A 24,730-nucleotide genomic window follows, 5' to 3' on the forward strand; every position below is an offset into this window, starting at 1 on the left:
ACCCGAAAGCAAAGTTTTATTTTACTTAAATGCTAATAAACCCTGTTTTTCTATCGTGATCTCGACTGGATCACCAATGCTAAGCAACTCATCGGCAGTAGCAATCAATTTAGTTTCATCAGCCTGAATAACGTAGCGACACTGATCGCCCATAAACAAGCGTTCAATCACCTTATTGGAACAGGTAATATCTTGTTTAATTCGTATATGCTGAGGACGCATCAATAATTGGCAGCGTTCACCCACTTGTATTTGATTTTTAGATTGAGCTAACACTTTGCCAAACATGGTACTAAATTCCGACTCATTCAATTTCTTGGCAGGTAAATAGCTACCGCCACCAAGGAAGTTGGCTACAAATTGACTAGAAGGTTGATTATAAAGTTCAGCAGCTTCACCAAATTGTTCAATTACACCGTTATTCATTACGGCCATCTTATCGGAAAAAGCAAAAGCCTCTTCACGACTATGAGTAACAAAGATTGCCGTAACACCCTGTTGCTTAAATATCTTACGAATTTGCAAAATAAGATCATGTCTAACTTGGGTATCAATATTAGAGAATGGTTCATCTAACAAGAGCAGACTCGGTTTGTAAGCAAGAGAACGAGCAATCGCAATGCGTTGTTGTTGCCCGCCAGAAAGTTGATGCGGATAACGAGTTTCATAATCAGCAAGATGTACTAGCGCTAACATCTCTTCAACTATGTGTTTTTTTTCAATGGCTGTTTTATTCTGTAAGCCAAAAGCAATATTTTCTGCAACGGTTAAATGTGGAAACAGCGCGTAGTCTTGAAAAATCATACCTATATTGCGCTGTTCAGGCGGTACCCACGTTACGCCATCATCAAGTAAGCGTTGATTCAAACTCAATTGACCATGACTCAATGGCAATAAACCAGCAATCGCTTTTAAAAGCGTTGTTTTACCGCACCCACTTGCACCAAGCAAACAAACAATTTCACCTTGTTCTACTTCAAGAGAAAGTGACTCCAATACATTTTGGTTATCATATTGGCAGGTCAAGTTTTGGATGGTTAAAGTACTACTCATTAATGTGACTGCTCCAAAGAACGGTTGATAACAATAAGGGGAATTAAACCAACTAGAATAAGTAATATGGCAGGAAGCGCACCCAGCTCAAGGTGCTCATCAGAAACAAAGTTATAAACATAAGTCGCCAACGTTTCAAAGTTAAACGGCCTTAATAACAAAGCGGCATTTAACTCTTTCATTGATTCAATGAACACTAAAAGTCCCGCAACTAAGATTCCCCTTCTCACTAGTGGAAAATGGACTCTTTTCAACATCTGATTTGGATTACATCCCATGGTTCTGCTGGCCATATCCATTGACGGAGAAATTTTATTTAAACTACTCTCAATACTGCCTATTGCTACCGCAGAAAAACGAACCACCATCGCAAAAATCATTGCAAACATAGAACCAGATAACACCAGTCCGGGACGTCCCCAATCCATCATTTTAGCCAGATCATTAATCCAATGGTCCATGGTTAACACTGGAGCCATAACACCTATTGCTAATACCGTTCCCGGTACGGCATATCCTAAAGAAGCCAAACGCAAAAAGCTGATACTTAAACGATTACTCTGCAACCTATGATGAAAATTGACGGTTAGCGCAACTAAAATCGCGATTAAAGCCGCACTTATAGACACCTGTAAGCTGTTTAGCGCATATTGTCTAAATTCTTCAGTCCAACTTTGTGAAAAATACTTGTAAGCATAAATAAGTAATTGACCAATAGGTAAAATGAAAGCAATAGAAACTAACCCCCAACACCAGATCAGCGCAGCGTATTTTTTCCAGCCAACTAACTGATATTTCATATCCTCATGGCTATTAAAACTACTTTGGAATAATTTTTGTTTTCTACGACTGTATCGTTCAGTACTGAGTAATAAAATCACCACTAACAACATAATGGCAGAAATTTTTGCTGCGGCATTTAAATTAGAATACCCGAGCCACGTGTCATAAACCGCGGTGGTGAGCGTATTGACAGCAAAGTAGCTTACTGTTCCAAAATCGCCTATTGTTTCCATAGCAACAAGAGATAAGCCAACCGCAATTGAAGGCCGAGCAAGTGGCAAGGAAATTCTTCTGAAACTTTGAAATGGCGAACAACGCAGCAGTCTTGCTGATTGTAATAAACTGGCATTCTGCTCCATAAATGCGGCTCGTGCCATTAAATAAACGTATGGATAAAAAACCAAAGCAAGTACTACGGTTGCCCCACCAAGAGTGCGCATATCAGGAAACCAATACTCGCCTCCTGACCATCCCGTCAAATCTCGAATTAGCACTTGTATTGGGCCGGCAAAATCAAACCAATCGGTAAAAATATAACCTGCAATATAACCAGGCATCGCTAAGGGCAGCACTAACATCCATTGCAATATTTTTTCACCCGGCACGCGACACATTGCCATCAACCATGCACTTGGTACGCCAAATAACAGCGACAGTATCAATACACCGATAACTAAAACAACTGTATTATAAATATAGGTAGGCATAACCGTTGATAGCAGGTGCTCGAATAAATCACCAGAATCGCCCAAGGCTAAATAAAAAATAGCTAAGATCGGCAAAACCAGCAGCAAAGCTAAGCTTCCACTACTGGTTTTCCAGATTTGGTTTTTTTCTTTCATTAATACAACATATAAAATTAATGCACGTTATTTATGCCATTGCCATTACTAAGAAAACGAGAATCTTATTAGCTAAGATCTCGTTTTCAAAAAAGTAATAAGTCTACCGTTTAATTACAGGTCGAATTTAACTTCATCCAGCAATTCTACTGCTTTACTGTGGTTGGCGGCTATATCTTCTAATGCAAGTTCATCCGCTTTAAATTCACCCCAAGAAGCAACAAGCTCTGAAGGTTTCGCGTCGACTTTAACTGGGTATTCAAAGTTTACCTCAGCATATAATTGCTGGGCAACATCATCAGTTAAAAACTCCATAAGTTTCATTGCATTGTCTTTATTTGGAGAGTACTTAGCCATAGCCATGCCACTTACGTTAACATGCGTACCAACCGAATTTTGGTTAGGGAAGTTAATATAAACAGCTTCAGCCCACGCTTTTTGCTCTTCATCATTTAGCATTTTACCAAGGTAATAACTGTTACCAAGTGAAACGTCACAAAGACCTTCTTTAATTGCCTTAACTTGTGCGCGGTCATTACCTTGTGGTTTACGAGCTAAGTTAGCTTTAACGCCTTCTAACCATGCTTTAGTTTCGGCTTCGCCTTTATGGCTAATCATAGAAGAAACAAGAGAAACATTATATGGGTGTTTTCCTGAGCGTGTACAAATTTTGCCTTTATACTTTGGTAAAGCAAGATCAGCATAGTTAAAGTCGTCACCAAGTTTTCCAACTCTGTCACGAGACGAGTAAACATTACGCGCACGTAATGTTAAAGCAAACCATTCACCATTACTGTCTCTATATTGACTAGGTACATTTTGTTCAATAGTTTCACTTTGTACTGGTTGAACAACGCCTTTATCAACCAACTCTGCTAATCGACTAATATCGGTAGTCAAAATAACATCTGCAGGGCTATATTCACCTTCTTGCTTGAGTTTTTCAGCTAACCCTTTATTGGCAAATTTAACGTTTACTTTAATACCCGTTTCCTTGGTAAATTCTGTAAACATAGGCTCAACAAGGAATGGTTGACGGTACGAATAGACATTCACTTCTTCTGCGGCAAAAGAAGTAGAACTGATAGACGCCAAAGCAAGCATTGATAGAGATAGCACTTTTTTCATTATATGTCCTTAAATATAGATGCAAATGATAATAGTTATCGTTCGTTATTATATTGAAATACAACGTTTGTGCAATGGTTAATGTTACCTAAAAGCATAAAAAAACCCGCTCAATGAGCGGGTTTAGACAGATATATGTAACTAAATGTTATTGAGTATCTATTAGTTAAGACAACTCATCTGACATCGGTTACTTAGAAGAAACAAACTCTGGGTAAGCGGCTACACCACAATCGTGCATATCCATACCTTCCATTTCTTCATCTTCAGAAACTCGGATGCCTGCTGTTGCTTTCAATACAGCCCATACTGCTAGGCTTGCTGCAAACACCCATGCAAAGATAACTGCTGCACCAAGAAGCTGAGCACCAAATGATGCATCGCTGTTACATACTGGAACAACCATTAGACCGAAGAAACCACACACACCGTGTACAGAGATAGCACCTACTGGATCATCAACCTTGATTTTATCCATACCGATGATAGCGAATACAACTAGTACGCCAGCAACAGCACCGATAATAACGGCAGCAACTGGTGATGGAGATAGTGGATCAGCTGTGATAGCAACTAAGCCAGCCAACGCGCCATTTAATACCATAGTAAGGTCACCTTTACCCCAAGTGGTCTTACATACGATTAGAGAAGCAATAGCACCTGCTGCTGCTGCTGCGTTAGTATTTAGGAAGATTTGACCAACAGCTGTTGCGTTTTCAAAATCTGAAACCATTAGCTGAGAACCACCGTTGAAGCCGAACCAACCAAACCAAAGGATAAACGTACCTAATGTAGCAAGTGGCATGTTTGAACCTGGAATCGGGTGAACTTCACCGTTTTTACCATATTTACCCTTACGAGCACCAAGCAATAAAACACCTGCTAAAGCTGCAGCTGCACCAGCCATATGCACAATACCTGAGCCAGCAAAATCACTGAAACCAGCTTCTGCAAGGAAACCGCCACCCCAAGTCCAATAACCTTCAACTGGGTAGATAACGCCTGTTAATACAACGGCAAAGATTAAGAATGCCCAAAGTTTCATACGCTCAGCAACCGCACCAGATACAACTGACATTGCTGTTGCTACGAATACTACTTGGAAGAAGAAATCAGATTCTAGTGAGTGGTCTGCGCCTTCACCTTGTGAACCAATTAATGCGCCAATAGAAGGGATAATACCGCCTTCAGCATTGTCTACATACATGATGTTATAACCAATCAACAAGTACATAGTACAAGCGATAGCATAAAGTACGAAGTTCTTAGTTAAGATTTCTGTTGTGTTTTTCGAGCGAACAAGTCCCGCTTCTAACATGGCAAAACCTGCTGCCATCCACATTACCAACGCACCTGAAATTAGGAAGAAAAAAGTATCTAGTGCGTAACGTAATTCTGTTACTGTTGTTAATAGTTCCATTATATGTTCTCCAATCCCTTAAAGTGCTTCGTTATCCATTTCACCAGTACGAATACGTACAACTTGGCTTAAATCATAAACAAATATTTTTCCGTCACCGATTTTGCCTGTATGTGCAGCTTTACTTATAGCTTCAATAACGCGATCAACATTTTCAGCTTGCGTTGCAATTTCAAGTTTCACTTTAGGTAAAAAATCTACTTGGTATTCTGCACCGCGATAAAGTTCAGTGTGACCTTTTTGACGTCCAAAGCCTTTTACTTCAGCAACAGTCATACCTTCAATGCCAACATCCGATAGAGCTTCACGAACATCGTCTAGTTTAAATGGTTTAATAATGGCGTTAATAAGTTTCATTGCATCCTCTCTGAGCATATATTCCTTTAACAGGGAAATAACAATCAAGAGCCATGCCAATTTTATAACCGTTTGTTTTTAATGTACTTTAGAAAGAAATGTTAACTAAAATTAAAATTAAAGCACCATAATAGTGCATTGCGATCACTAAAATGAAGCGAAAAACAACAAAGCCCCAAGATTGTGCAATAAGGAAAAATGACATGAAAAAAGAAGAGAATAAAGACGAACGATTATCTTAAACAAGATACTAAAGCCGATAAACTACTTATAACCGATAAAAGCACACCAAGAATGAATTAATTGTTCGAAATCTTCAAACCCACAACCTGAATCACTTTCACAATCATAAAAATCAAATTCACTCTCTTGCAACGAATCATCTGCATAATTTAATGAATTTTCTTGGATAACCACATCATCGCGTCTTATTGAAATACTGATTTCTTTACCGACCAAAGAATACTCTTGAGATTGTTCTGTTTTTATCTGTTCAATGGCGGTTAATATAGCCTTAATACGTTGCTTATCGGTGTATATTTCTTGCTCTAACCAACGACCAACAACTTCATGTCCCATACTACACTTGATGCGATATTCACCAGTGATACTTTTAACAAATTGATATTCCATTTTTTATTCTCAGTAGCAATAATTAGTCTAAGTTATTCGTTTCTCAATAACGATTGCTTTCTCAATAACAACACATTAGCCATACACAAAAAATAAGACCACCGCCTTAGCGATGGTCTTATTAAGTAATATGCTGCGCTGACTAGGCTTGTGGACGCATAGCAGGGAACAAGATAACGTCACGGATAGTATGTGTGTTAGTAAACAGCATAGCTAAACGATCAATACCAATCCCTTGTCCTGCGGTTGGCGGTAAGCCATGCTCAAGAGCAGTAATGTAATCGGCGTCATAGTACATCGCTTCATCATCACCGGCATCTTTAGCATCAACTTGAGCTTTAAAGCGTGCATCTTGATCTTCTGCATCATTCAACTCAGAGAAACCATTCGCTACTTCACGGCCACCAATAAAGAACTCAAATCGATCAGTAATGAAATCATTATCATCATTACGACGAGCTAATGGCGAAATATCCGCTGGATATTCGGTAATAAAGGTTGGCTGAATTAATTTTGGTTCAGCGGTTTCACCGAAGATCTCTTCGAGTAATTGACCACAGGTCCAAAATGGTTCGACATTAATATGTAAAGATTTAGCAATGCCGACCATAAAGTCACGATCTTGAACATGCTCATAAGTCATCGCTTGAATATCTTCACGATCAGGATTGTATTGTTTAATTGCATCTAACATGCTTAAACGTGGATAACGACCGCCAAATTCAACCGTCTCTTCACCGTAAGGCATAGAGCTTGAGCCAAGCACTTCAATCGCGACCGTACGTAACATCTCTTCGGTCAAATCCATCAAGTCATTATAATCCGCGTAAGCCATATAAAATTCCATCATGGTAAACTCAGGATTATGGCGAGGTGAAAGTCCTTCGTTTCGGAAGTTACGGTTCACTTCAAATACACGATCAAACCCACCTACCACTAAACGTTTTAAGTAAAGCTCAGGGGCGACTCGCAAATACATGTCAATGTCTAAAGCATTATGATGAGTAATAAATGGACGCGCCGTTGCGCCACCAGGAATAACATGCATCATTGGAGTTTCTACTTCCATGAATTGCTTAGAAACCATGAAATTACGGATAGCAGTAACCAATTTAGAACGAATAATAAAAGCGTTGCGTGAATCTTCATTCACAATAAGATCAACATAACGTTGACGATAACGCATTTCCTGATCGGTTAAACCATGGAATTTTTCTGGTAACGGACGAAGTGCTTTAGTTAGCAATACGTACTCTTCCATATTCACGTAAAGATCGCCTTTACCTGATTTATGCAAAGCACCTTTAACACCAATAATATCGCCGATATCTAGACCTTGGTATTTTTCTTTCAATTCATTTTGTACTGGCTTAGCTGCGTACGCTTGAATACGGCCAGAAGTTTCTTGAATAACTAAGAAAGGACCACGTTTCGCCATGATGCGACCTGCAATAGCAACGATGTGGTTCAACTCTTCTAATTCTTGTTTGGTTTTCTCACCGAACTGCGCCTGAAGATCACCGGCTAAACTATCACGACGAAAATCATTAGGATGACCATTTGCCTTACAATTGGCGCGAATATTCTCTAATTTCGCACGACGTTCAGCAATCAGCTTATTTTCTTCTGCATTTGGCTGTTGTACCTGTTCAGTCATTTTATTTGCCCTTTATAGTACGCTTACAAACCTGATTTCAGGCTGGCTTCGATAAATTTGTCTAAATCACCGTCAAGAACCGCTTGAGTATTACGGTTTTCAATGCCGGTACGTAAATCTTTTATACGTGAATCATCTAATACGTATGAGCGAATTTGACTTCCCCAGCCGATATCAGATTTTAAATCTTCACTCGCTTGTTTCTCTGCATTTTGTTTTTGCAACTCAAGCTCAAACAGTTTCGCTTTCAACTGCTTCATCGCTTGATCTTTATTTTTATGCTGTGAGCGATCGTTTTGACACTGAACAACTGTATTGGTTGGCAAGTGAGTAATACGTACCGCTGATTCAGTGGTGTTAACGTGCTGACCACCCGCGCCAGAGGCACGATATACGTCAATACGTAATTCTGCTGGATTAATATCGATAGCAATATTGTCATCAATCTCTGGATAAATAAATGCAGAAGCAAATGAAGTGTGGCGACGACCACCTGAATCAAATGGCGACTTACGAACCAAGCGATGTACGCCAGTTTCTGTTCGCAACCAACCATAAGCGTATTCACCTGAAACACGTATCGTGGCAGATTTTAATCCAGCAACGTCGCCTTCAGAAACTTCGATAACTTCGGTTTTAAAACCTTTCGATTCAGCCCAACGAAGATACATTCTCAGCAACATGGAAGTCCAATCTTGCGCTTCTGTACCACCGGAACCTGACTGAAGATCAATATAACAATCGGAGCTATCATGATCACCAGAGAACATACGGCGAAACTCAAGTTTTTCTAACTTAGCTTCCAACTCGGCAAGTTCAGGTTCAATTTCATCAAACGTTTCTTGATCTTCTGCTTCAACGGCAAGCTCTAGTAAGCCTTCTACGTCATCCACGCCTTGGTCAAGAATATCGATAGTTTCAACAACCGCTTCTAACGCAGAACGCTCTTTACCAAACGCTTGTGCACGTTCAGGTTCGTTCCAAATATCGGGTTGTTCTAGTTCTGCATTAACTTCTTCTAGACGCTCTTTCTTGGCGTCATAGTCAAAGGTACCCCCTCAGGATATTCGTGCGTTGTGTCACGTCCTGCAAGCGGTTTTTAATTGGATTGATTTCAAACATGTTTGCTCAACATTTATGAGTAGAATTTAACCGAGGAATTCTACTCAAAAATGTGATGAAGATACAGGAAAAAATACAACTAAAAGCGCGCTATTAGCTATCAATATGATCGATCATCAGTTGCAATGATTGATTTCCTCTAAACTCATTTATATCCAGCTTAAACGCTAACTTCACCGTTTTTGCTGCGGCATCTGGCCAACGACGCAAATCGACATTAAATGCGATTGCATCTAATAAGATATTAGTTGGATGGCCTTTGAACAATGGCTCCACCATCATTTTCAAATGCTTTTCTCCAACCAATTTTTGATGTAATAACTTAAATTCACCGTCAAAAATAGGTTCTGGGAAATTTTGTCCCCACGGCCCGCCATCTCTCAGCTCAATGGCAGTATGCATGGAAAACTGCTCTGGTTGCAGTTCTCCATCAGACAAAATGACCCCTTGTAAAGCCGATTCATCTAATTGGTCACGTACAAGCTGATCAAATAAAGCCGCGAAAGTCTCAAAATCACCTTCTTTAATCGTCAAGCCTGCCGCCATGGCGTGACCACCAAACTTAAGGATCAGACCAGGATTTCGAGTATCTAATAAATCAAGTGTATCGCGAATATGTAGCCCTGGAATGGAGCGACATGAACCTTTTATATAACCATCACCACCATCTGCAAAAGCAATCACAGGCCGATGAAATTGATCTTTAATACGTGAAGCGACAATACCAATCACACCTTGGTGCCAATCACGTTGAAATAAAGCAAGACCATAAGGTAACTGAGCATTTTCACCAAACTTTAACCGCTCACAAAAAGCCATGGCCTCTTGCTTCATGCCATCTTCTATTTCTCTTCGAGTCTGATTAAGGCTATCAAGTTCACTGGCCATTCTTCTTGCCGCATGAATATTGTTACTCATCAACAATTCAACACCAAACGACATGTCGTCTAAACGCCCTGCTGCATTGATTCTAGGCCCTAAAGCAAACCCAAAATCAGAGGCGACTAAACGCTTAGCATCGCGTTTAGATACTTCAATTAATGCTTGAATTCCGGGCCGAACTTTACCGGCTCGGATTCTCTGTAACCCTTGGTGAACCAAAATTCTATTGTTCTCATCCAATGCCACTACATCGGCAACGGTGCCCAGTGCGACTAAATCCAATAACTCCGCTAAATTCGGTTCTAACAAATTATTGGCTGCAAACCAATTACGCTCTCGCATAAATGCTCTAAGCGCTAACATAAGGTAAAATGCGACTCCAACGCCAGCAAGAACTTTGGAAGGAAATTGGCAAGATTCTAAATTAGGATTCACCATAGCATCAGCTTGCGGAAGTTGATTACCCGGTAAATGATGATCGGTTACGATAACCTGAAGATCATGTTGTTTAGCAAATTGAACACCCTCAATAGACGACACTCCATTATCAACCGTCATAATGACTTCGGCTTGCAATTCAATAGCTTGTTTAACCACATCTGGACTTAAGCCGTAACCATCTTCAAAGCGATTTGGCACTAAATAATCGACATTTCGACAACCAAGAGAACGGAGTGCTAATACCGACAATGCAGAACTGGTGGCGCCATCAACATCAAAATCTCCTACGATAATTATTCGTTTGCCTTGCTCAATAGCCGCGAATAAAAGCTCGACTGCTTTATCGATTCCAGCTAACGATTGATAAGAATGCAATCCTTTAGCGGCTTTCTCTAACTGACTAATATTATCGATACCGCGATTAATATAAATACGCCGAAGCAATTCTGGAATGGTGTCAGGTAGAATAGATAGATTAACTTGGGGACGACGTTTAATTTCAATCATGGTAATACTGAAGGTCCAATGCTAGCGAATGACGTTTGGTAACGGTATGTAAATAAACCTGCTTGCTATAAAGCAGGTTTATTATTTAGTAGCGAATATAAAGACTAATTAGCCATCTCTTGTTCTATACGCTGAAGCATACCGGCTGGAGGCATATAACCTGCCAATAGCGCACCATTTGGAAGAAAGACTGCTGGAGTCCCTTGTATCCCTAACTCGCGCCCAAGACTATATTGCTCGACTATTTTTTGCATACATTGCTCTAAATTATCAACGTGTTTATTAAACGTTTGACCCGATTTAGCTGTTGTCATCGCTTTGGCAGGATCATCGGAACACCAAACTTGTGCCATTTGTTGAGCAACCGGGCCGTTAGGTCCTTGGCGTGGATACGCTAAATAACGAACCGTAATGCCTAAATCATTATATTGCTCCATTTGACCATGCAATCTTACACAGTAGCCACAGGTTGTGTCGGTAAATACAGTGATAACGTACTTTTCATTTTCTGCCGGATAAACGATCATGTCATCGACATATTGTTCAATTTTTGCTGCATTTAAAGGGGCTTTTCTCTCAGCAATAACGTCCACATATTCACCGTGATCATCTAAAGCATACAACGTACCCGCAATAAATTGATTACCTTGTGCATTAGAGAAAACCAGACCACCACTGGTATCGACTTCAAATAACCCATCAATACTTGCAGGCATAATAGAAATGACTTCTACTCCCATTTTTTCAAATTGAGCTTTTAATGCTTGCTCGTCAAAAGTAGCAGAATTAGGCGTAGATTCACTATCTGTTATCGTCGTTGTTCCAGCTTCGCTGGTGGTTTTTTCTCCTTCAGTTACTTCATTTGCATCACATGCTGCAATGAAGAATGGAAGACTTAAAATCAGTAGATTGCGTAACACGCTCATTAATATCACCTTAATTTTTATTGCTGCTGTATTGGATTTACGCTCTAGGATGATGCTGCGAGTGAATGAGTTTTAATCGCTCAGTTGCAACATGAGTATAAATTTGTGTCGTTGATAAGTCACTATGTCCTAATAACATTTGTACCACTCGGAGATCGGCTCCGTGATTAAGTAAATGAGTCGCAAACGCGTGTCGTAACACATGGGGAGAAAGCAAATCAGTATCGATACCCGCAATAACTGCGTAGTGTTTGATACGATGCCAAAATGTTTGTCGAGTCATCTGTTTAGCTCGTTTACTCGGAAACACCACATCAGAACTCAGCTCACCTAACAAGGTAGACCTTCCATCTTGTAAAAAGGTTTCAATCCAATCCACCGCATTTTCACCCATTGGTACTAATCGTTCTTTATTACCTTTACCGATTACACGAACAACGCCTTGACGAAGACTCATATTTTCCATAGTCAAGCTCACCAATTCTGTTACACGTAATCCCGTTGCATACAGAAGCTCTAACATGGCTTTGTCTCTTAATTGTAAAGGATCGTTGGGATCGGGCGCATCTAAAAGATCATCGACTTGTTGCTCAGAAAGGTCTTTGGGTAGCCTTTTAGGTAACTTAGGACTAATTAAAAGTGCGCTGGGATCATCACTTCGCACTTTTTCCCGATAAGCGTACTGAAATAATCGGCGTATCGCAGATAACATTCTTGCTCTAGATGCTTGCTTATAACCTTTATCAGTCAACCACGCCTGATAATCTTGCAGATCCGTAATAGACACAGAGCTAAAAGACAGGTTTTCAGTTTGCATCCAATTGATTAACTTGATCAAGTCATGTCGATAGGAAGATAAAGTATTTTCCGATAACCCCTTCTCCATCCATACTGAATCTAGAAATTGTTCTATAAAAGCTTGGTCGTTCATCTTCCGTTATCACTCGAAACCGTTGTCAAAATAAATCAGAAAAAACTAAATTACTAACTAAATTAACTTAAAAAGCAACTAATGACTGCAATCATACCTTGTTTGTAGGTAAAATCCTTAGTAAACAGTAAATATGCGAATGAGTATCATATGAAAATTGGACTTTTCTACGGTTCAACAACCTTCTATACCGAAATGGCAGCAGAAAAAATACGAGCAATAATTGGCGAAGAACTCGTTGATATTTATAATGTTAAAGAAACACCATTAGATTTAATGACAGATTATGACTTACTCATTCTCGGCATTTCTACTTGGGACTTTGGCGAACTGCAAGAAGATTGGAGTGCAATTTGGCAGAGTATTGCCCCTATCTCACTAAAAGGTAAACACGTCGCTTTGTTTGGTCTGGGCGATCAAGAAGGGTATGGCGAGTGGTTTCTTGACGCGATGGGGCTGTTACACGATGAACTCAAACCGACTCAAACACAATTTTTAGGGTATTGGCCTACTGACGGATACACATTTGAGGCTTCTAAAGCACTAACCGAAGATGGAAAGAAGTTTGTCGGTTTAGCCCTAGATGAAGACTCTCAATACGAACTCAGTGATGAACGTATTGCCACCTGGTGTGAACAAGTGCTTACCGAATATCAAAACACGCTTTAGTTTTTAAACTTTACTAACTTGTCACCGATACAGCGCAGAGAGACGATGGTTTCCGATAGAACCGCCACCAAAGATTTTTCGTTTAAGCAATTCACTGTGCACGGTGGATTTTCTGGTATGCCGGTGAGTACTGATGGCGTGTTGCTCGGAAGTTGGATTCAAGCGGCTCACAATGCCACCATTCTTGATATTGGAACAGGGACAGGTTTACTGTCGTTAATGTGCGCGCAACGCTTTTACCAAGCGGATATTCATGCAATAGAAATAGATAAAGACGCCTATGACGCGGCGTCACATAATTTTTCACAATCACCTTGGCATAAACGACTCCAATTAACCCATGCGGATATTTTAAGTTGGACTGAATTATTCAAACTGTCGGATAACCTTTTCGACATTATAATCTGTAACCCTCCCTATTTTAATCACGGTCAATCCTCCAAACTAAAACAAAGAGCAATCGCCCGACACACCAATTCATTACCACATAAAGATTTATTGCAAAGTTGCCAAAAAGTATTGAAGCAACAGGGCAAAGCAAACTTTATTCTGCCGCGAGTAGAAGGAGAGGCATTCATTACTCTAGCGAGTACTTTAGGCTGGAAAGTATCCCGCCTTTGCCTAGTATCACCAACAGAATGTAAACCGGCTAATCGTTTACTGATAGAACTATGCCAACAAGATGAAACCATTAATACAAAACAACTTGAAACGGAGCACTCAGAGTTAGTAATTAATCAATGCGGAAAGTACTCCGATAATTTTATTGCACTGACAAAAGCGTTTTATTTAAAGATGTAATAATATAATGATGTAGATATAAGCATTATTCCTCTATAATGCGCGACCGCGTATACTGCTTCATTCAATATATGCACCACCAAACTTTTAACTACTGCTTGTGGAGATCCTATTGTGATCAATAATTTTGCTGACCTTGAGCTAGACGATAACCTCGTTAGAGCAATAACCGATATGGGGTTTGAGCGCCCAACTCAAATTCAGGCCGAGGCGATCCCACTGGCATTAGATGGCCGAGATATCTTAGCTTCTGCGCCAACCGGTACGGGAAAAACGGCAGCATTTGCTCTTCCTGCTTTACAGTACTTACAAGATTTTCCACGCAAAAGAGCGGGTCCTGCTCGCGTACTAATTTTAACGCCAACACGTGAACTCGCCATGCAGGTAGCCGATCAAGCTCGTGAGCTAGCAAAAAATACCAACTTGAATATTGTCACCATCACCGGTGGCGTCATGTATCAAGAACACGCCGATATATTAGCTAAAACTCAAGATATTGTTGTAGCGACACCGGGTCGATTAATGGAATACATTGAAGCGGAACGCTTTGATTGTCGAGCTATCGAATGGCTGATTTTAGACGAAGCCGACCGTATGCTTGATATGGGCTTTGCACCTGTTGTCGACCGTTTGGCAGGAGAATGTCGTTGGAGAAAGCAAACACTGCTCTTTTCTGCCACATTAGAAGGAAAAGGTGTAGAAGGTTTTACCGCGGATCTGTTAACAGACCCAGCTAAAATTGAAGCCGATCCATCTCGTCGTGAACGTAAAAAGATCACCCAATGGTATCATCGTGCCGATACACTAAAGCATAAAAATGACTTGCTTAAGCATATTCTAACTGAACAGGCAGAGCGTTCTATTGTATTTGTAAAAACACGTGAACGTTTAGCCGAAGTGCGTTCATTGTTAGAAAGTGCGCAAATTCCTTGCAGTTGGATACAAGGAGAAATGCAACAAGATCGCCGTAATAACGCGATTCGTCGTTTTCATGATGGTGAAGTCAACGTACTGATAGCAACTGATGTAGCAGCTCGTGGGATTGACCTTCCTAATGTTTCTCATGTAATTAACTATGATCTTCCTCGAACGGCTGATGTCTATTTACATCGTATTGGCCGTACAGCTCGTGCAGGTAAAAAAGGCAATGCAATATCTTTAGTGGAAGCTCATGACCAAGGCATGATGGCTCGTATTGCGCGTTACGTACAGGAAGATGTAAAAGAACGTTTTATCAAAGATATGCGTCCAACGCACAAAAAGCCGAGCATTAAAAAGAAGAAAAAAGTGAAAGCCAAAGTAACGACTAAAGCGTCACCAAAGAAAAAGAAGAAGAAAAAATAACGCCAATTAAGCGTAAAACTGCTAGTCATTAAAATAATAAAGGGCTCATGCCCTTTATTATTTTCAAATCAAACCACACGTTTTTCTGGTACTAATTGTATTTTTCTACTAATAATTGAAAGCTATTTCTGTTCTTCTCTTTTAAACACCAATTCTGTTGCGCTAGACTCTTGTTCTACAAAATAGTATCCAGCTACATCGAAGTTAGTTAGTGATTCAATAGAAGAAATACGATTATCGATAATATATCGAGCCATCATTCCTCGCGCCTTTTTGGCATAAAAGCTAATGACTTTATATTGACCATTTTTACAATCTTTAAAGATTGGCGTAACAACGTTACCATTGAGCTGTTTGGTTTTAACCGACTTAAAGTACTCATTAGAAGCCAGGTTAACCACAATATCGTCTTCTTGTTCACTTAGTGCATCATTCAGTTTGTTAGTAATAATATCGCCCCAAAACTGATACAAGTTACTACCGCGCTCATTCGCTAATCGACTGCCCATTTCTAAACGATAAGGTTGCATAAGATCAAGCGGCCTTAGCAATCCATACAGACCTGAAAGCATACGAAGATGAGACTGAGCATAATCGAAATCATCTTCACTCATGGTTTGAGCTTCAAGGCCAGTATAAACGTCGCCTTTGAACGCCAATATTGCCTGACGAGAGTTTTCAGGAGTAAATGTTTCACTCCATTGCTCAAATCTAGCCACATTCAACCCTGCAATTTTATCGCTAACTTTCATTAAAGTAGCAATATCAACAGGAGTTAACTTACGACACTCGTTAATTAGCAATTTCGACTGATCAATTAATTCTGGTTGCGTGTACTTTTCAATAGCAAGTGGCGAGTCATAATCCAGAGTTTTTGCTGGAGAAACAATAATGAGCATAATTTTCTTCCATCGAAGTTCGATTGATTTATAGCTAGAATATATAAAAAACACCGCTTAGTCAGCACGACTTTTTCAATTTGTTTAATAGCCGAAGCCAATGAAGATTGCGTGCGGTTAGTTTCTATATAGCTAACGATTCATAAACACTAATCGCGCCAAACACCTTTTTCTAATTGCGCTATGAGTTCTGGATATTCTTTCGATTTAAATTTAGGTACCCGTCCCATATTTATTTGCCGGTTATAATCCTTGGCCAATTTAATCACGATACTTGAAAGCAACATAATGGTCATTAGGTTAACCATAGACATCATCCCCATAGAAAGCCCAGCTAACGCCCAAATCATGGGCAAAGAATCTACCGCACCATACATCACCATAATAAGAACCAGAACACGTAAAATAGTCTTATTAATTTTATGATCTTGCTTTAAAAACGTCAGATTGGTTTCTGCATAAGAATAGTTAGCGATAATAGAAGTAAAAGCGAAAAAGAAGATAGCAACGGCAATAAATATACTTCCCCAGTCGCCTACCTGAGAGCTCAAGGCATTTTGAGTTAACTCAATACCTGTGACCGGTCCACCTTGTTGATACTCTCCAGAAAGCAGTATGATAGCGACGGTTGCAGTACATATGACAATCGTATCAAGAAATACACCAAGCATCTGTACATAACCTTGCGAAACAGGATGAGGTGGATAAGGTGTTGCGGTTGCCGCCGCATTAGGTGCCGATCCCATTCCCGCCTCATTAGAAAAGAGACCGCGTTCTGCTCCATTAATAACGGCTTGAGAAATAGAATAGCCGACTCCACCAGCAATAGCTTCTTGAACTCCGAACGCACTCTTAAAGATTAAACCAAGTGCACCAGGTACTTTATCTAAATTAAGAATAATCACTACCGATGCTAACAATAAATAAGCTAACGCCATGAGAGGAACAATTATTTCAGCTGTTTTAGCAACCGTGCGAATACCACCAAAAATAATAAAAGCCGCTAATAAAACCACAAATACGCCAACGTACAAAGAATCCCAGCCGAAAGCCGTTTCCATAGCATGAACAATAGCGTTCGCTTGAACCGCATTAAACACTAACCCAAAGGTAATAATGAGTAGCACAGAGAATAATGCCCCTAACCAACGCATACCTAACCCTTTATGCATATAGTAAGCTGGCCCACCACGAAAATGACCATTATCATCTTTGATTTTATATAACTGAGCTAAGGTACTTTCTGCAAAAGAGGTCGCCATGCCAAACATGGCAATCAACCACATCCAAAAAATAGCACCTGGCCCACCGGCGGTTAAAGCAATCGCCACTCCCGCCATATTTCCTGTGCCAACGCGAGCAGCAAGGCTGGTACATAATGCTTGGAAAGATGAAATTCCTTCTCCTTCAAAACGCCGGCTATTTCTAAGCACAGAAAATAAATGGGTAAAATGCCTGAACTGGATAAAGTCTAATTTGACGGTAAAGTAAATTCCTACACCAGCCAAAATATAAACAAGAATCGATCCCCATAAAAGATCATTAAGTAAACTTATCGTTTCTGCCACAAGGTCCTCTCCGTGGATAATGGCGGATAGCTAGAACAGCTAATTAACTTCATTCTGATTCAACGAGTACAGATGTCAACCTTCCTGATCTCTAGTTTGAGTCGATTTTTTGTCCATTAAAAATATACAAATTGTGAATTACAGTGGATTCTCTAACAAAAGCTTCATCTAAGAGAAACAAATGAGAAATACATCATAGCTATTCTTATCGTGTTTATGGTACTTAAAAAGCTCCGTTAGGAGTACATTAAATACAAGTGAGGTCAAGATGGAAGGCTTTCTACTCGAAGATATAATGGAAACGGATTCACATTCGATTCGTTCTAGCCGTGCAAAACCAGTCAAACGCAGATGGCGTGAAATAGAAGCGATAAAAGATCGTCGACGATTACAGAAAGAGTTAATGGAACTCGATGTTTGCAATGATTACAATTTAGACGAAATTGATTTTTAACGAGGCCGATTTATAAATCGCCGATATTATTAGCTCCAGAAAACAGGCACTTTAGTGCCTGTTTTTTTTTATACAATTCAATATTGAAATCAATGGTGCACTTAGTCTTTTTTTACTTGCCTTACTATCTCTGCAAGTTGTTTGTATCGCTCGGCTATGTTGTCGCCAAATACAGGATCATCATCACTCCGTTGCCATTGACTCTCAACTTCTTGCCAATCTTGTGCGGTAAAAGTACTTTTAATTAACGGAAATATTTCTTTTTCTTCGTAATCTAAGTGATGTTTCTGATTCTGTATAAATGCTTCTAACTGAGCTATAAATACGTCTTGAGGCACAACAGCGTCTTGCAGGATCATCTCCACTGTTAATATAAAATCCTGGGTTTTATCAGATAATTCTTGATGCTCAATTTGCAGATCTTTCACTTTAGCACTATCAGGATAATGCTCGATAAAGTAACGATAAAGGATATCTTCTTTAGGATGATGTACGCTTTCGGAATGAGTAGAAAGATAATCAACAATCTCTTTCAACAAACTGTAATTAATCGGTTTCTCGTTGTTAAGTGTATTCCAGTTACTCTTCAAAATGGCCAATAAGCGAACCATATAGCCGTGTTCTCGGTGAATTTGTTCCATCATCATGATTTTCTAAGCTCCTTTTATAGTACAGAGTACGGCACCCAGTTTAACTAAAGAATAAAACCCGTGTTTTGATTTTAGTCGATATTCAGACAACTAATAGGGACTTTATTGCGTATGGGTAATTTCCGGTAATCGCCAATCAATCGGTTTATATCCCGTTTCAATTAAAATCTGGTTAGTTTTTGAAAAATGCTGACAACCAAAAAACCCTCGGTAAGCGGAAAGAGGCGATGGATGAGGTGCAGTTAAAATATGGTGTTTTTTTCTATCAATCCTTTTACCTTTATTTTGAGCATGAGTACCCCACAACAAAAAAACCACATCTTGGCAATGTTCATCGATTAGAGAAATAATTGTATCGCTAAACGATTCCCATCCCGTTTTTGAATGTGAATGTGCTTTGCCTCTTTCAACCGTTAAAACGGTATTAATTAGCAAGACACCTTGTTCTGCCCAGTGTTTTAAATAACCATGCTTCGGAGCTTCAAATCCTGCTATATCTTGGCTTAGCTCCTTGTAAATATTAGCCAAAGAAGGGGGTATTTTTATTCCAGGTAAAACAGAAAAGGACAATCCATGGGCTTGATTCGGACCATGATAAGGATCTTGACCGATAATCACGACTTTAACATCAGTAAGTTGAGTCAATTGAAAAGCACTAAACACATCAGCATCAGCAGGGTATATTTCTTTGCCACTATCTCGCTCAGATTGAATAAACTCTAGAGTCTGCTTTAGATAAGGTTTCTGTTTTTCTTGTTCAATCAGACTCTGCCAAGTCACGTTATTACTCATTTTTACACCCAGTAAGGTTAAGCCTAAGGCATATCATAACCAAGTAACAGGAAATCAGAAAGAGCACATTGCAGTACATCAAAATGCTAGATATGTGAGTTTACCCATTAACAGGTAAAAGCAATTATAGGTAAGTAAGTGTCAATTGTAGGTAGGTAAGTAAGTGTAGCTAGCTATTTGTCGGATAACAATCTCAGTCAGTTCGTCATTCCCGTTCTCACGGGAACAACACATAGTCAATTCAGTAGTACAACCTACTCCGCTATTAAGCATGTTTTTGAGGGGTTCTAAAATGACCGCGACCTTGCACATGACGATATGGAACTGGAGTTCTAGGGCGACTAGGTGAAATCAATGATAAATACATATTGGCATCCTCTTATGGCGAATATTATCACTGACAAAGATCAGAAGGATCCTTGTCTATAATAACCATGAAAAAAAAGTGCCAACTTTTTACAATCACAAAAAATTAGTGAACTAGCTAAAAATAAACTTTATTTCATCGACTCTAAATGACGAAGAGCTTGAATCTCATCTTGCCAAATTTCGGGTTCAATTGTTTCTAATATCAAAGGGATAGAGTCAAAACGATCATCTTGAGCGATATATTCAAAACAGTCCCAACCAATTTTTCCTTTGCCCAACGAGTGATGGCGATCAACATGGCTATCAAAATCAACTTTTGAATCATTAAGATGCATCGCTCTCAAATAGTGCATACCTACCACACGATCAAACTCGGCAAATGTTTCATCACATGCCTCTTTTGTTCGTAAGTCATATCCGGCGGTAAAAGTGTGGCACGTATCTAGGCAAACCCCGACCCTTTGCTTATCTTCAACCCGCTCTATAATTGCAGCCAGATGTTCAAACCGCCAACCTAAATTGGTTCCTTGTCCTGCCGTATTTTCAATCACCGCAATGACATCAGGAACCGCTCTATGAGCCAAATTGATAGATTCAGCAATCAATGCCAAGCAATCTTGCTCTGAAATTTTCTTCAAATGACTCCCAGGATGAAAATTCAACAAATTGAGCCCCAGTTGATGACACCGTTCCATTTCATCAATAAATGCAGCTCGAGATTTTACTAGCTTTTCTTCTTCAGGCGCACCGAGATTAATTAGATAAGAATCATGCGGCAAAATTTGTTCTGGGCCAAAAGCAAATTTTTCACAGTTATTTTTAAACGCATTGATACTCTGTTCTGTTAATGGTTTGGCTACCCATTGCCTTTGATTTTTGGTGAATAGTGCAAAAGCATTTGCACCAATCTCTTTCGCTCGAATTGGTGCATTTTCCACTCCACCAGCAGCAGATACATGCGCCCCTATAAATTTATTACTCACAATTTCGACTCTTTTTTTAGCGAATTATCCACAATTTTATTGTTACCAATTAAACAATAAAATATCCATTTGGTTAAATAAAAGTAACCACCCGTTAACGACTTGATAGCAGAATGTAGTAAGTCTACTACACTCCTATTAATGACAAAATTATCATACAGAACAATATTTTACCTAAACCATATGAAAAATAAGGTTTTTTGATATACATCAATAAAATTTACACAAAAAAAATAAGGTTTTTAGTTGTCTTTTGACTTAAATCAATATTATCATAGTCCCAACAAGTTAAACGATACACCAAAAAAAAATTATTAATTGAATCATATTCTAAGTGAACTAGGAGACAATCATGATCCAAGGTATTCAAATTACTAAAGCTGCAAATGATGATCTATTAAACTCAATCTGGCTATTAGATTCAGAGAAAAATGAAGCTCGTTGTGTTGCTGCTGTAGCTGGTTTTGAAGCTGACCAAGTTGTTGCATCATCTGATTTAGGCGAATTCGAAAGCCGTGAAGTAGCGATTGAAACTGCTCCTCGCGTTGAAGGTGGTCAACATCTAAATGTTAATGTTCTAAAACGTGAAACGCTAGAAGACGCAATCAAAAATCCTGAGAAATACCCTCAGTTAACAATTCGTGTTTCTGGTTACGCAGTGCGTTTCAATTCATTGACTCCAGAACAACAAGCAGACGTTGTTGCTCGTACTTTTACTGACAGCTTGTAATAGTTACCATGAAGAAAAGCTTAGTGTTTACTAGGCTTTTCTTTTATAACGACATCACTAACCACTCTGTTTCGTCCTTTCTGTTTTGCCTCATAAAGTAAACTATCCGCTCGATTTTATGCATTATCTAACGATTCTTTTTGCCGCCAAAATGTAAGCCCAATACTAACGGTAAATTGAATTTCTTGGTGTTCATAAATAACGGTCCTTTTTTCAACCAGTTTACCAATTCTATTTACGACAAACTCTGCTTCCTTAGTATCAATCTTATTCAATTGAACACATGAAGTCTTCATGGATGTAAGAAATTAAGATTTTGTTTAACAACCCATAATAATTACATACTTAATATTATTGGTCGTTAGTAAGTTTTGGGATTTATTTACATCCTTGCTCTTTTATTCTTCAATACTAAGTGAGGTCTATGTATGAAAAAAGTAATTTGCAACCAAGTAAGAATGCTATCTGAAGATGAACTTCAACATGTTATTGGTGGTGGAAATACATCTAATAGCATTCAAACAGCAATCAGTGGTGACCGAGGTTGTGGTGCAGGAGCTTCTGACGCAAATAAAAATAAGGATAATAATCCGTACTCTGGAAACAATAACTATAAAGGTGGTTGTGGTTCAAGTGGCTCAAGTGGTAGTAGAGTCATCTGTACTCATTTCTATAAAAAAGGCATGATGGATAGAGTATTATGGAAAGCAGATCTCAAATATACTCAAGAACATTTACCTTCAATTACTGTTCGAGGATATCATTTCTGGGCAATTCCATACGTTGAATTAATGCGTAAAAACAGTTTATTCGAAAAGGTCATGTTTCCTATTGCCAAATATCGAGCAATTGAACTTGCATATCAAATGAAAGTTATTGATAAAGGATCACTACGCGGAAAATTAATAAGGTTAATCGTTGAGCCTAGCTGTTATATTATAGGCCTATTTTGCAAACAAAAAAGCTGGGAATACCTTTGGGTTAAACAGTAATAATGTCAATAGTATTTATTATATAATCAATTACTTTTATGTCCGTAAATATAATTCAATCTGGATTTTTACGGACATACTCTTACTTTAAGAGCCAGTAAAAAATATACGCCCCATGCAATTAAATTTAAATCGGTTCATAAAAATTCAGAGATTCGTTTTTTAAACATACTTTGTTCGTAGTCACATTGCTATTTTTCATACTCTATTGATAACTAAAAGAAGAGCCAATCATGATATTCCGAAAACCTTATAAAACGACTGATTTTAAAATCAGTGACACTGAACTAAAAATCAAAAAAAAACGCTACCCTTTGAATAGAATTATTCAGGTAGAAGCACGAAAATTAGGTTTAAGGGGAAATTTAACCAATGTCATCTGCTTGGCCTTAGTTTTATCCGCAGTCACGTGGGCGTTTGTACCTCAGTTTGGCTTTATCGCATTTATTGTTGCGCTGTTTTTTAGTCTATTTTCATGGCGAAGCTACGAACTGAGAGCACTGTTTAGTGCTACAGATGAGGCGGGAGACTATTGGGTATGTCTTGCTACTTGTCGCACAGCTCAGGAGTTCGACCTCATAAAGTCCATACATTTACAAATCGCCCGTCTATTAAACATGAAATCATAAAAAGCATTTGTTTTTTATCAATTTTTTGCAAAAAACATCATTATCTAAGTTTGCATTCTTCACTTCCCTCCTTAAAGCTTGACGAAAACAATGGAGACTTACACATGCCTGCATTTCAGTTTTATATAAACCCTGAGATTGGAAAATCTGGTTTTACCTATTTGCAAATGGGTACTAGCCACTTTTTGAATGAAAAAGTTCTGCTATTAGAAGAAGGCTTTGAAGTCGACGGCGATCCGATATTCGCAGATTCTGCTCAAGGAGCGGTGGATGAATACCAGTTTGGCATCGCTGGGGTAATAGATGAATATGCTAAATCAGACCCCAGTTATGCTCTGGTTCGTGTCGTTATAGATCTCTATCGTTCACTATTTAGGTTTACTTTACGATAGGTAGAGCTAATTAGACAAGCGTTAAATTAAAGAGATAACTCTATCCATAGAATCAAGCGTTTCCTAACTATGTGAAATAGTAATTCGGGTCATTTGTAGTTCATTAACATAGTTGATTGTACAGAACAATAACCCATATATTAGGATAGAGAAATAATACCCTAACGTTACTTAATATCAATATTAATATTAATGATTTTCTAACATAGTAGATCAGAGCGGCGTTTATTTATGGTAAACGTTATATATACAACTTCCATTTCACAGATAACATAAAATACATTGCCATCACTTCAACTTAATCAATTATTCTATATTTAAATCGTTAAAAACTTAAAAATAACAACTCACCTACGTTAGTTTTTTATTGAACCAATCAACAAGTTAAGACGTATTATCATGTAAACACCAAGCAAACAAAGATATATTTTTTATCATGAAAAATATCATACTACCTATTTTATAAGGAGACATAAATTCCAGATTTATTAACAAATGAAATAGAACTAGTTCATGGGGTCGCAGTATGAATGATTTCTCTGGCTGGCTGGCACAAAATCTAAGTAACTTTAACAGTGCGCAGGCTAAAAGAAACTATCACGAACATCGAAGAAAACGAGATAGTTCTAATGACAGAGCATCGCGGCAAAGAGCTCGTTCTAGAAGTGATATGAACTCTGCTGGAGATCAAAGATCAAGTGATAGACCAGGCGATCGATAAATTTGTATACACTTAAATTAGTAGTCATTTTATTTCTTATTATTCTTGAGCCTTA

The 24,730-nt window shown here is 38.8% G+C and carries 26 protein-coding genes; 9 read left to right on the forward strand and 17 right to left on the reverse strand.

All coding sequences use genetic code 11. From position 1 onward, the window contains the following. Window positions 1-21 precede the first annotated feature (21 nt). From ACLKML_RS09535 to xerD, 11 genes are all read right to left on the reverse strand, one after another. The gene (locus tag ACLKML_RS09535) at window positions 22-1,053 is read right to left on the reverse strand and encodes an ABC transporter ATP-binding protein (RefSeq protein ID WP_413285139.1); all 1,032 of its coding nucleotides are present in this window, start codon (window positions 1,051-1,053) and stop codon (window positions 22-24) included. Continuing rightward, on the reverse strand, window positions 1,053-2,678 hold the full coding sequence (locus ACLKML_RS09540; RefSeq protein ID WP_413285140.1) for an ABC transporter permease: 1,626 nt from the start codon (window positions 2,676-2,678) through the stop codon (window positions 1,053-1,055). The genes ACLKML_RS09535 and ACLKML_RS09540 overlap by 1 nt, the downstream gene beginning before the upstream one ends. Before the next feature lie 114 nt (window positions 2,679-2,792). Continuing rightward, on the reverse strand, window positions 2,793-3,806 hold the full coding sequence (locus ACLKML_RS09545) for a Fe(3+) ABC transporter substrate-binding protein (protein WP_317717661.1): 1,014 nt from the start codon (window positions 3,804-3,806) through the stop codon (window positions 2,793-2,795). A gap of 190 nt (window positions 3,807-3,996) precedes the next feature. Beyond that, a complete protein-coding gene (locus tag ACLKML_RS09550) occupies window positions 3,997-5,226 on the reverse strand; it encodes an ammonium transporter (protein ID WP_317717660.1) in 1,230 nt (409 codons plus the stop codon). Between the two features lie 18 nt (window positions 5,227-5,244). Continuing rightward, complete coding sequence (glnK, locus tag ACLKML_RS09555; protein WP_317717659.1) at window positions 5,245-5,583, reverse strand: P-II family nitrogen regulator; 339 nt, start codon at window positions 5,581-5,583, stop codon at window positions 5,245-5,247. Window positions 5,584-5,847: 264 nt separating this feature from the next. Next, the gene (locus tag ACLKML_RS09560; protein ID WP_413285141.1) at window positions 5,848-6,216 is read right to left on the reverse strand and encodes a YacL family protein; all 369 of its coding nucleotides are present in this window, start codon (window positions 6,214-6,216) and stop codon (window positions 5,848-5,850) included. 142 nt (window positions 6,217-6,358) lie between these two features. Then, a complete protein-coding gene (gene lysS / locus ACLKML_RS09565; protein ID WP_413285142.1) occupies window positions 6,359-7,873 on the reverse strand; it encodes a lysine--tRNA ligase in 1,515 nt (504 codons plus the stop codon). Between the two features lie 23 nt (window positions 7,874-7,896). Beyond that, window positions 7,897-8,995, reverse strand: a protein-coding gene (gene prfB / locus ACLKML_RS09570) for a peptide chain release factor 2 (RefSeq protein ID WP_413285143.1) whose coding sequence is annotated in 2 segments (ribosomal slippage) — window positions 7,897-8,919 and window positions 8,921-8,995 — 1,098 coding nt in all. Because the reading frame shifts where the segments join, the coding sequence is not laid out codon by codon here. Window positions 8,996-9,088: 93 nt separating this feature from the next. Further along, on the reverse strand, window positions 9,089-10,825 hold the full coding sequence (recJ, locus tag ACLKML_RS09575; protein WP_413285144.1) for a single-stranded-DNA-specific exonuclease RecJ: 1,737 nt from the start codon (window positions 10,823-10,825) through the stop codon (window positions 9,089-9,091). Window positions 10,826-10,929: 104 nt separating this feature from the next. Continuing rightward, the gene (locus tag ACLKML_RS09580; protein WP_413285145.1) at window positions 10,930-11,751 is read right to left on the reverse strand and encodes a thioredoxin fold domain-containing protein; all 822 of its coding nucleotides are present in this window, start codon (window positions 11,749-11,751) and stop codon (window positions 10,930-10,932) included. 37 nt (window positions 11,752-11,788) lie between these two features. Continuing rightward, window positions 11,789-12,682, reverse strand: a complete 894-nt coding sequence (gene xerD / locus ACLKML_RS09585) for a site-specific tyrosine recombinase XerD (RefSeq protein ID WP_413285146.1) — start codon at window positions 12,680-12,682, stop codon at window positions 11,789-11,791. Window positions 12,683-12,832: 150 nt separating this feature from the next. Here xerD and fldB point away from each other — a divergent pair, with 150 nt between their 5' ends. The 3 genes from fldB (at window position 12,833) to srmB (ending at window position 15,496) form a co-directional block, all read left to right on the forward strand. Continuing rightward, window positions 12,833-13,351 (forward strand): flavodoxin FldB, encoded by a 519-nt coding sequence (gene fldB / locus ACLKML_RS09590; RefSeq protein WP_413285147.1) that lies wholly within the window; start codon window positions 12,833-12,835, stop codon window positions 13,349-13,351. A gap of 45 nt (window positions 13,352-13,396) precedes the next feature. Then, window positions 13,397-14,152: a tRNA1(Val) (adenine(37)-N6)-methyltransferase gene (locus tag ACLKML_RS09595; protein ID WP_413285148.1), complete on the forward strand. Its 756-nt coding sequence runs from the start codon at window positions 13,397-13,399 to the stop codon at window positions 14,150-14,152. Window positions 14,153-14,266: 114 nt separating this feature from the next. Beyond that, the gene (gene srmB, locus ACLKML_RS09600; protein WP_413285149.1) at window positions 14,267-15,496 is read left to right on the forward strand and encodes an ATP-dependent RNA helicase SrmB; all 1,230 of its coding nucleotides are present in this window, start codon (window positions 14,267-14,269) and stop codon (window positions 15,494-15,496) included. Window positions 15,497-15,618: 122 nt separating this feature from the next. Here the strand turns inward: srmB and yaaA are convergent, their stop codons facing one another. After that, window positions 15,619-16,395 carry a peroxide stress protein YaaA gene (gene yaaA / locus ACLKML_RS09605; protein ID WP_413285150.1) on the reverse strand — a complete coding sequence of 259 codons (777 nt, stop codon included), beginning with the start codon at window positions 16,393-16,395 and terminating at the stop codon, window positions 15,619-15,621. Window positions 16,396-16,544: 149 nt separating this feature from the next. Then, the gene (locus ACLKML_RS09610) at window positions 16,545-17,963 is read right to left on the reverse strand and encodes an alanine/glycine:cation symporter family protein (RefSeq protein ID WP_413285151.1); all 1,419 of its coding nucleotides are present in this window, start codon (window positions 17,961-17,963) and stop codon (window positions 16,545-16,547) included. A gap of 268 nt (window positions 17,964-18,231) precedes the next feature. Between ACLKML_RS09610 and ACLKML_RS09615 the strand changes: the two genes are divergently transcribed. After that, a complete protein-coding gene (locus ACLKML_RS09615; protein WP_413285152.1) occupies window positions 18,232-18,417 on the forward strand; it encodes a DUF3545 family protein in 186 nt (61 codons plus the stop codon). Window positions 18,418-18,518: 101 nt separating this feature from the next. On the opposite strand, the gene ACLKML_RS09620 is transcribed toward ACLKML_RS09615, so the two are convergent. The 3 genes from ACLKML_RS09620 to nfo all read right to left on the reverse strand — a co-directional run bounded on the left by ACLKML_RS09620 (window position 18,519) and on the right by nfo (window position 21,214). Continuing rightward, window positions 18,519-19,064 carry a hemerythrin domain-containing protein gene (locus tag ACLKML_RS09620; protein ID WP_413285153.1) on the reverse strand — a complete coding sequence of 182 codons (546 nt, stop codon included), beginning with the start codon at window positions 19,062-19,064 and terminating at the stop codon, window positions 18,519-18,521. Between the two features lie 105 nt (window positions 19,065-19,169). Next, window positions 19,170-19,859 (reverse strand): uracil-DNA glycosylase, encoded by a 690-nt coding sequence (gene ung, locus ACLKML_RS09625; RefSeq protein WP_413285154.1) that lies wholly within the window; start codon window positions 19,857-19,859, stop codon window positions 19,170-19,172. A 497-nt stretch (window positions 19,860-20,356) separates the two neighbouring features. Further along, on the reverse strand, window positions 20,357-21,214 hold the full coding sequence (nfo, locus tag ACLKML_RS09630) for a deoxyribonuclease IV (protein ID WP_413285863.1): 858 nt from the start codon (window positions 21,212-21,214) through the stop codon (window positions 20,357-20,359). Window positions 21,215-21,563: 349 nt separating this feature from the next. On the opposite strand from nfo, the gene grcA reads away from it, so the two are divergent. Further along, on the forward strand, window positions 21,564-21,941 hold the full coding sequence (gene grcA / locus ACLKML_RS09635; protein ID WP_413285155.1) for an autonomous glycyl radical cofactor GrcA: 378 nt from the start codon (window positions 21,564-21,566) through the stop codon (window positions 21,939-21,941). 116 nt (window positions 21,942-22,057) lie between these two features. Here the strand turns inward: grcA and ACLKML_RS09640 are convergent, their stop codons facing one another. Continuing rightward, window positions 22,058-22,216 carry a hypothetical protein gene (locus ACLKML_RS09640; protein WP_413285156.1) on the reverse strand — a complete coding sequence of 53 codons (159 nt, stop codon included), beginning with the start codon at window positions 22,214-22,216 and terminating at the stop codon, window positions 22,058-22,060. Window positions 22,217-22,369: 153 nt separating this feature from the next. On the opposite strand from ACLKML_RS09640, the gene ACLKML_RS09645 reads away from it, so the two are divergent. From ACLKML_RS09645 to ACLKML_RS09660, 4 genes are all read left to right on the forward strand, one after another. Further along, window positions 22,370-22,933, forward strand: a complete 564-nt coding sequence (locus ACLKML_RS09645) for a hypothetical protein (RefSeq protein ID WP_413285157.1) — start codon at window positions 22,370-22,372, stop codon at window positions 22,931-22,933. 233 nt (window positions 22,934-23,166) lie between these two features. After that, window positions 23,167-23,562, forward strand: coding sequence for a hypothetical protein (locus ACLKML_RS09650; RefSeq protein ID WP_413285158.1), 396 nt, complete (start codon window positions 23,167-23,169; stop codon window positions 23,560-23,562). Window positions 23,563-23,666: 104 nt separating this feature from the next. Further along, on the forward strand, window positions 23,667-23,954 hold the full coding sequence (locus tag ACLKML_RS09655) for a hypothetical protein (RefSeq protein ID WP_413285159.1): 288 nt from the start codon (window positions 23,667-23,669) through the stop codon (window positions 23,952-23,954). A 526-nt stretch (window positions 23,955-24,480) separates the two neighbouring features. Beyond that, window positions 24,481-24,675: a hypothetical protein gene (locus ACLKML_RS09660; RefSeq protein WP_413285160.1), complete on the forward strand. Its 195-nt coding sequence runs from the start codon at window positions 24,481-24,483 to the stop codon at window positions 24,673-24,675. Window positions 24,676-24,730: the final 55 nt, after the last annotated feature.

The sequence above is a fragment of the Vibrio sp. MA40-2 genome (assembly GCF_047302445.1).
Classification (GTDB): Bacteria; Pseudomonadota; Gammaproteobacteria; order Enterobacterales; family Vibrionaceae; genus Vibrio.

Excerpts from the sequence above, each read along its gene's own strand:
- ACLKML_RS09535 (WP_413285139.1), bottom strand. The coding sequence starts at position 1,053 with ATGAGTAGTACTTTAACCATCCAAAACTTGACCTGCCAATATGATAAC.
- ACLKML_RS09540 (WP_413285140.1), bottom strand. The coding sequence starts at position 2,678 with ATGAAAGAAAAAAACCAAATCTGGAAAACCAGTAGTGGAAGCTTAGCT.
- ACLKML_RS09545 (WP_317717661.1), bottom strand. The coding sequence starts at position 3,806 with ATGAAAAAAGTGCTATCTCTATCAATGCTTGCTTTGGCGTCTATCAGT.
- ACLKML_RS09550 (WP_317717660.1), bottom strand. The coding sequence starts at position 5,226 with ATGGAACTATTAACAACAGTAACAGAATTACGTTACGCACTAGATACT.
- glnK (WP_317717659.1), bottom strand. The coding sequence starts at position 5,583 with ATGAAACTTATTAACGCCATTATTAAACCATTTAAACTAGACGATGTT.
- ACLKML_RS09560 (WP_413285141.1), bottom strand. The coding sequence starts at position 6,216 with ATGGAATATCAATTTGTTAAAAGTATCACTGGTGAATATCGCATCAAG.
- lysS (WP_413285142.1), bottom strand. The coding sequence starts at position 7,873 with ATGACTGAACAGGTACAACAGCCAAATGCAGAAGAAAATAAGCTGATT.
- recJ (WP_413285144.1), bottom strand. The coding sequence starts at position 10,825 with ATGATTGAAATTAAACGTCGTCCCCAAGTTAATCTATCTATTCTACCT.
- ACLKML_RS09580 (WP_413285145.1), bottom strand. The coding sequence starts at position 11,751 with ATGAGCGTGTTACGCAATCTACTGATTTTAAGTCTTCCATTCTTCATT.
- xerD (WP_413285146.1), bottom strand. The coding sequence starts at position 12,682 with ATGAACGACCAAGCTTTTATAGAACAATTTCTAGATTCAGTATGGATG.
- fldB (WP_413285147.1), top strand. The coding sequence starts at position 12,833 with ATGAAAATTGGACTTTTCTACGGTTCAACAACCTTCTATACCGAAATG.
- ACLKML_RS09595 (WP_413285148.1), top strand. The coding sequence starts at position 13,397 with ATGGTTTCCGATAGAACCGCCACCAAAGATTTTTCGTTTAAGCAATTC.
- yaaA (WP_413285150.1), bottom strand. The coding sequence starts at position 16,395 with ATGCTCATTATTGTTTCTCCAGCAAAAACTCTGGATTATGACTCGCCA.
- ACLKML_RS09615 (WP_413285152.1), top strand. The coding sequence starts at position 18,232 with ATGGAAGGCTTTCTACTCGAAGATATAATGGAAACGGATTCACATTCG.
- ACLKML_RS09620 (WP_413285153.1), bottom strand. The coding sequence starts at position 19,064 with ATGATGATGGAACAAATTCACCGAGAACACGGCTATATGGTTCGCTTA.
- ung (WP_413285154.1), bottom strand. The coding sequence starts at position 19,859 with ATGAGTAATAACGTGACTTGGCAGAGTCTGATTGAACAAGAAAAACAG.
- grcA (WP_413285155.1), top strand. The coding sequence starts at position 21,564 with ATGATCCAAGGTATTCAAATTACTAAAGCTGCAAATGATGATCTATTA.
- ACLKML_RS09645 (WP_413285157.1), top strand. The coding sequence starts at position 22,370 with ATGAAAAAAGTAATTTGCAACCAAGTAAGAATGCTATCTGAAGATGAA.
- ACLKML_RS09650 (WP_413285158.1), top strand. The coding sequence starts at position 23,167 with ATGATATTCCGAAAACCTTATAAAACGACTGATTTTAAAATCAGTGAC.
- ACLKML_RS09655 (WP_413285159.1), top strand. The coding sequence starts at position 23,667 with ATGCCTGCATTTCAGTTTTATATAAACCCTGAGATTGGAAAATCTGGT.
- ACLKML_RS09660 (WP_413285160.1), top strand. The coding sequence starts at position 24,481 with ATGAATGATTTCTCTGGCTGGCTGGCACAAAATCTAAGTAACTTTAAC.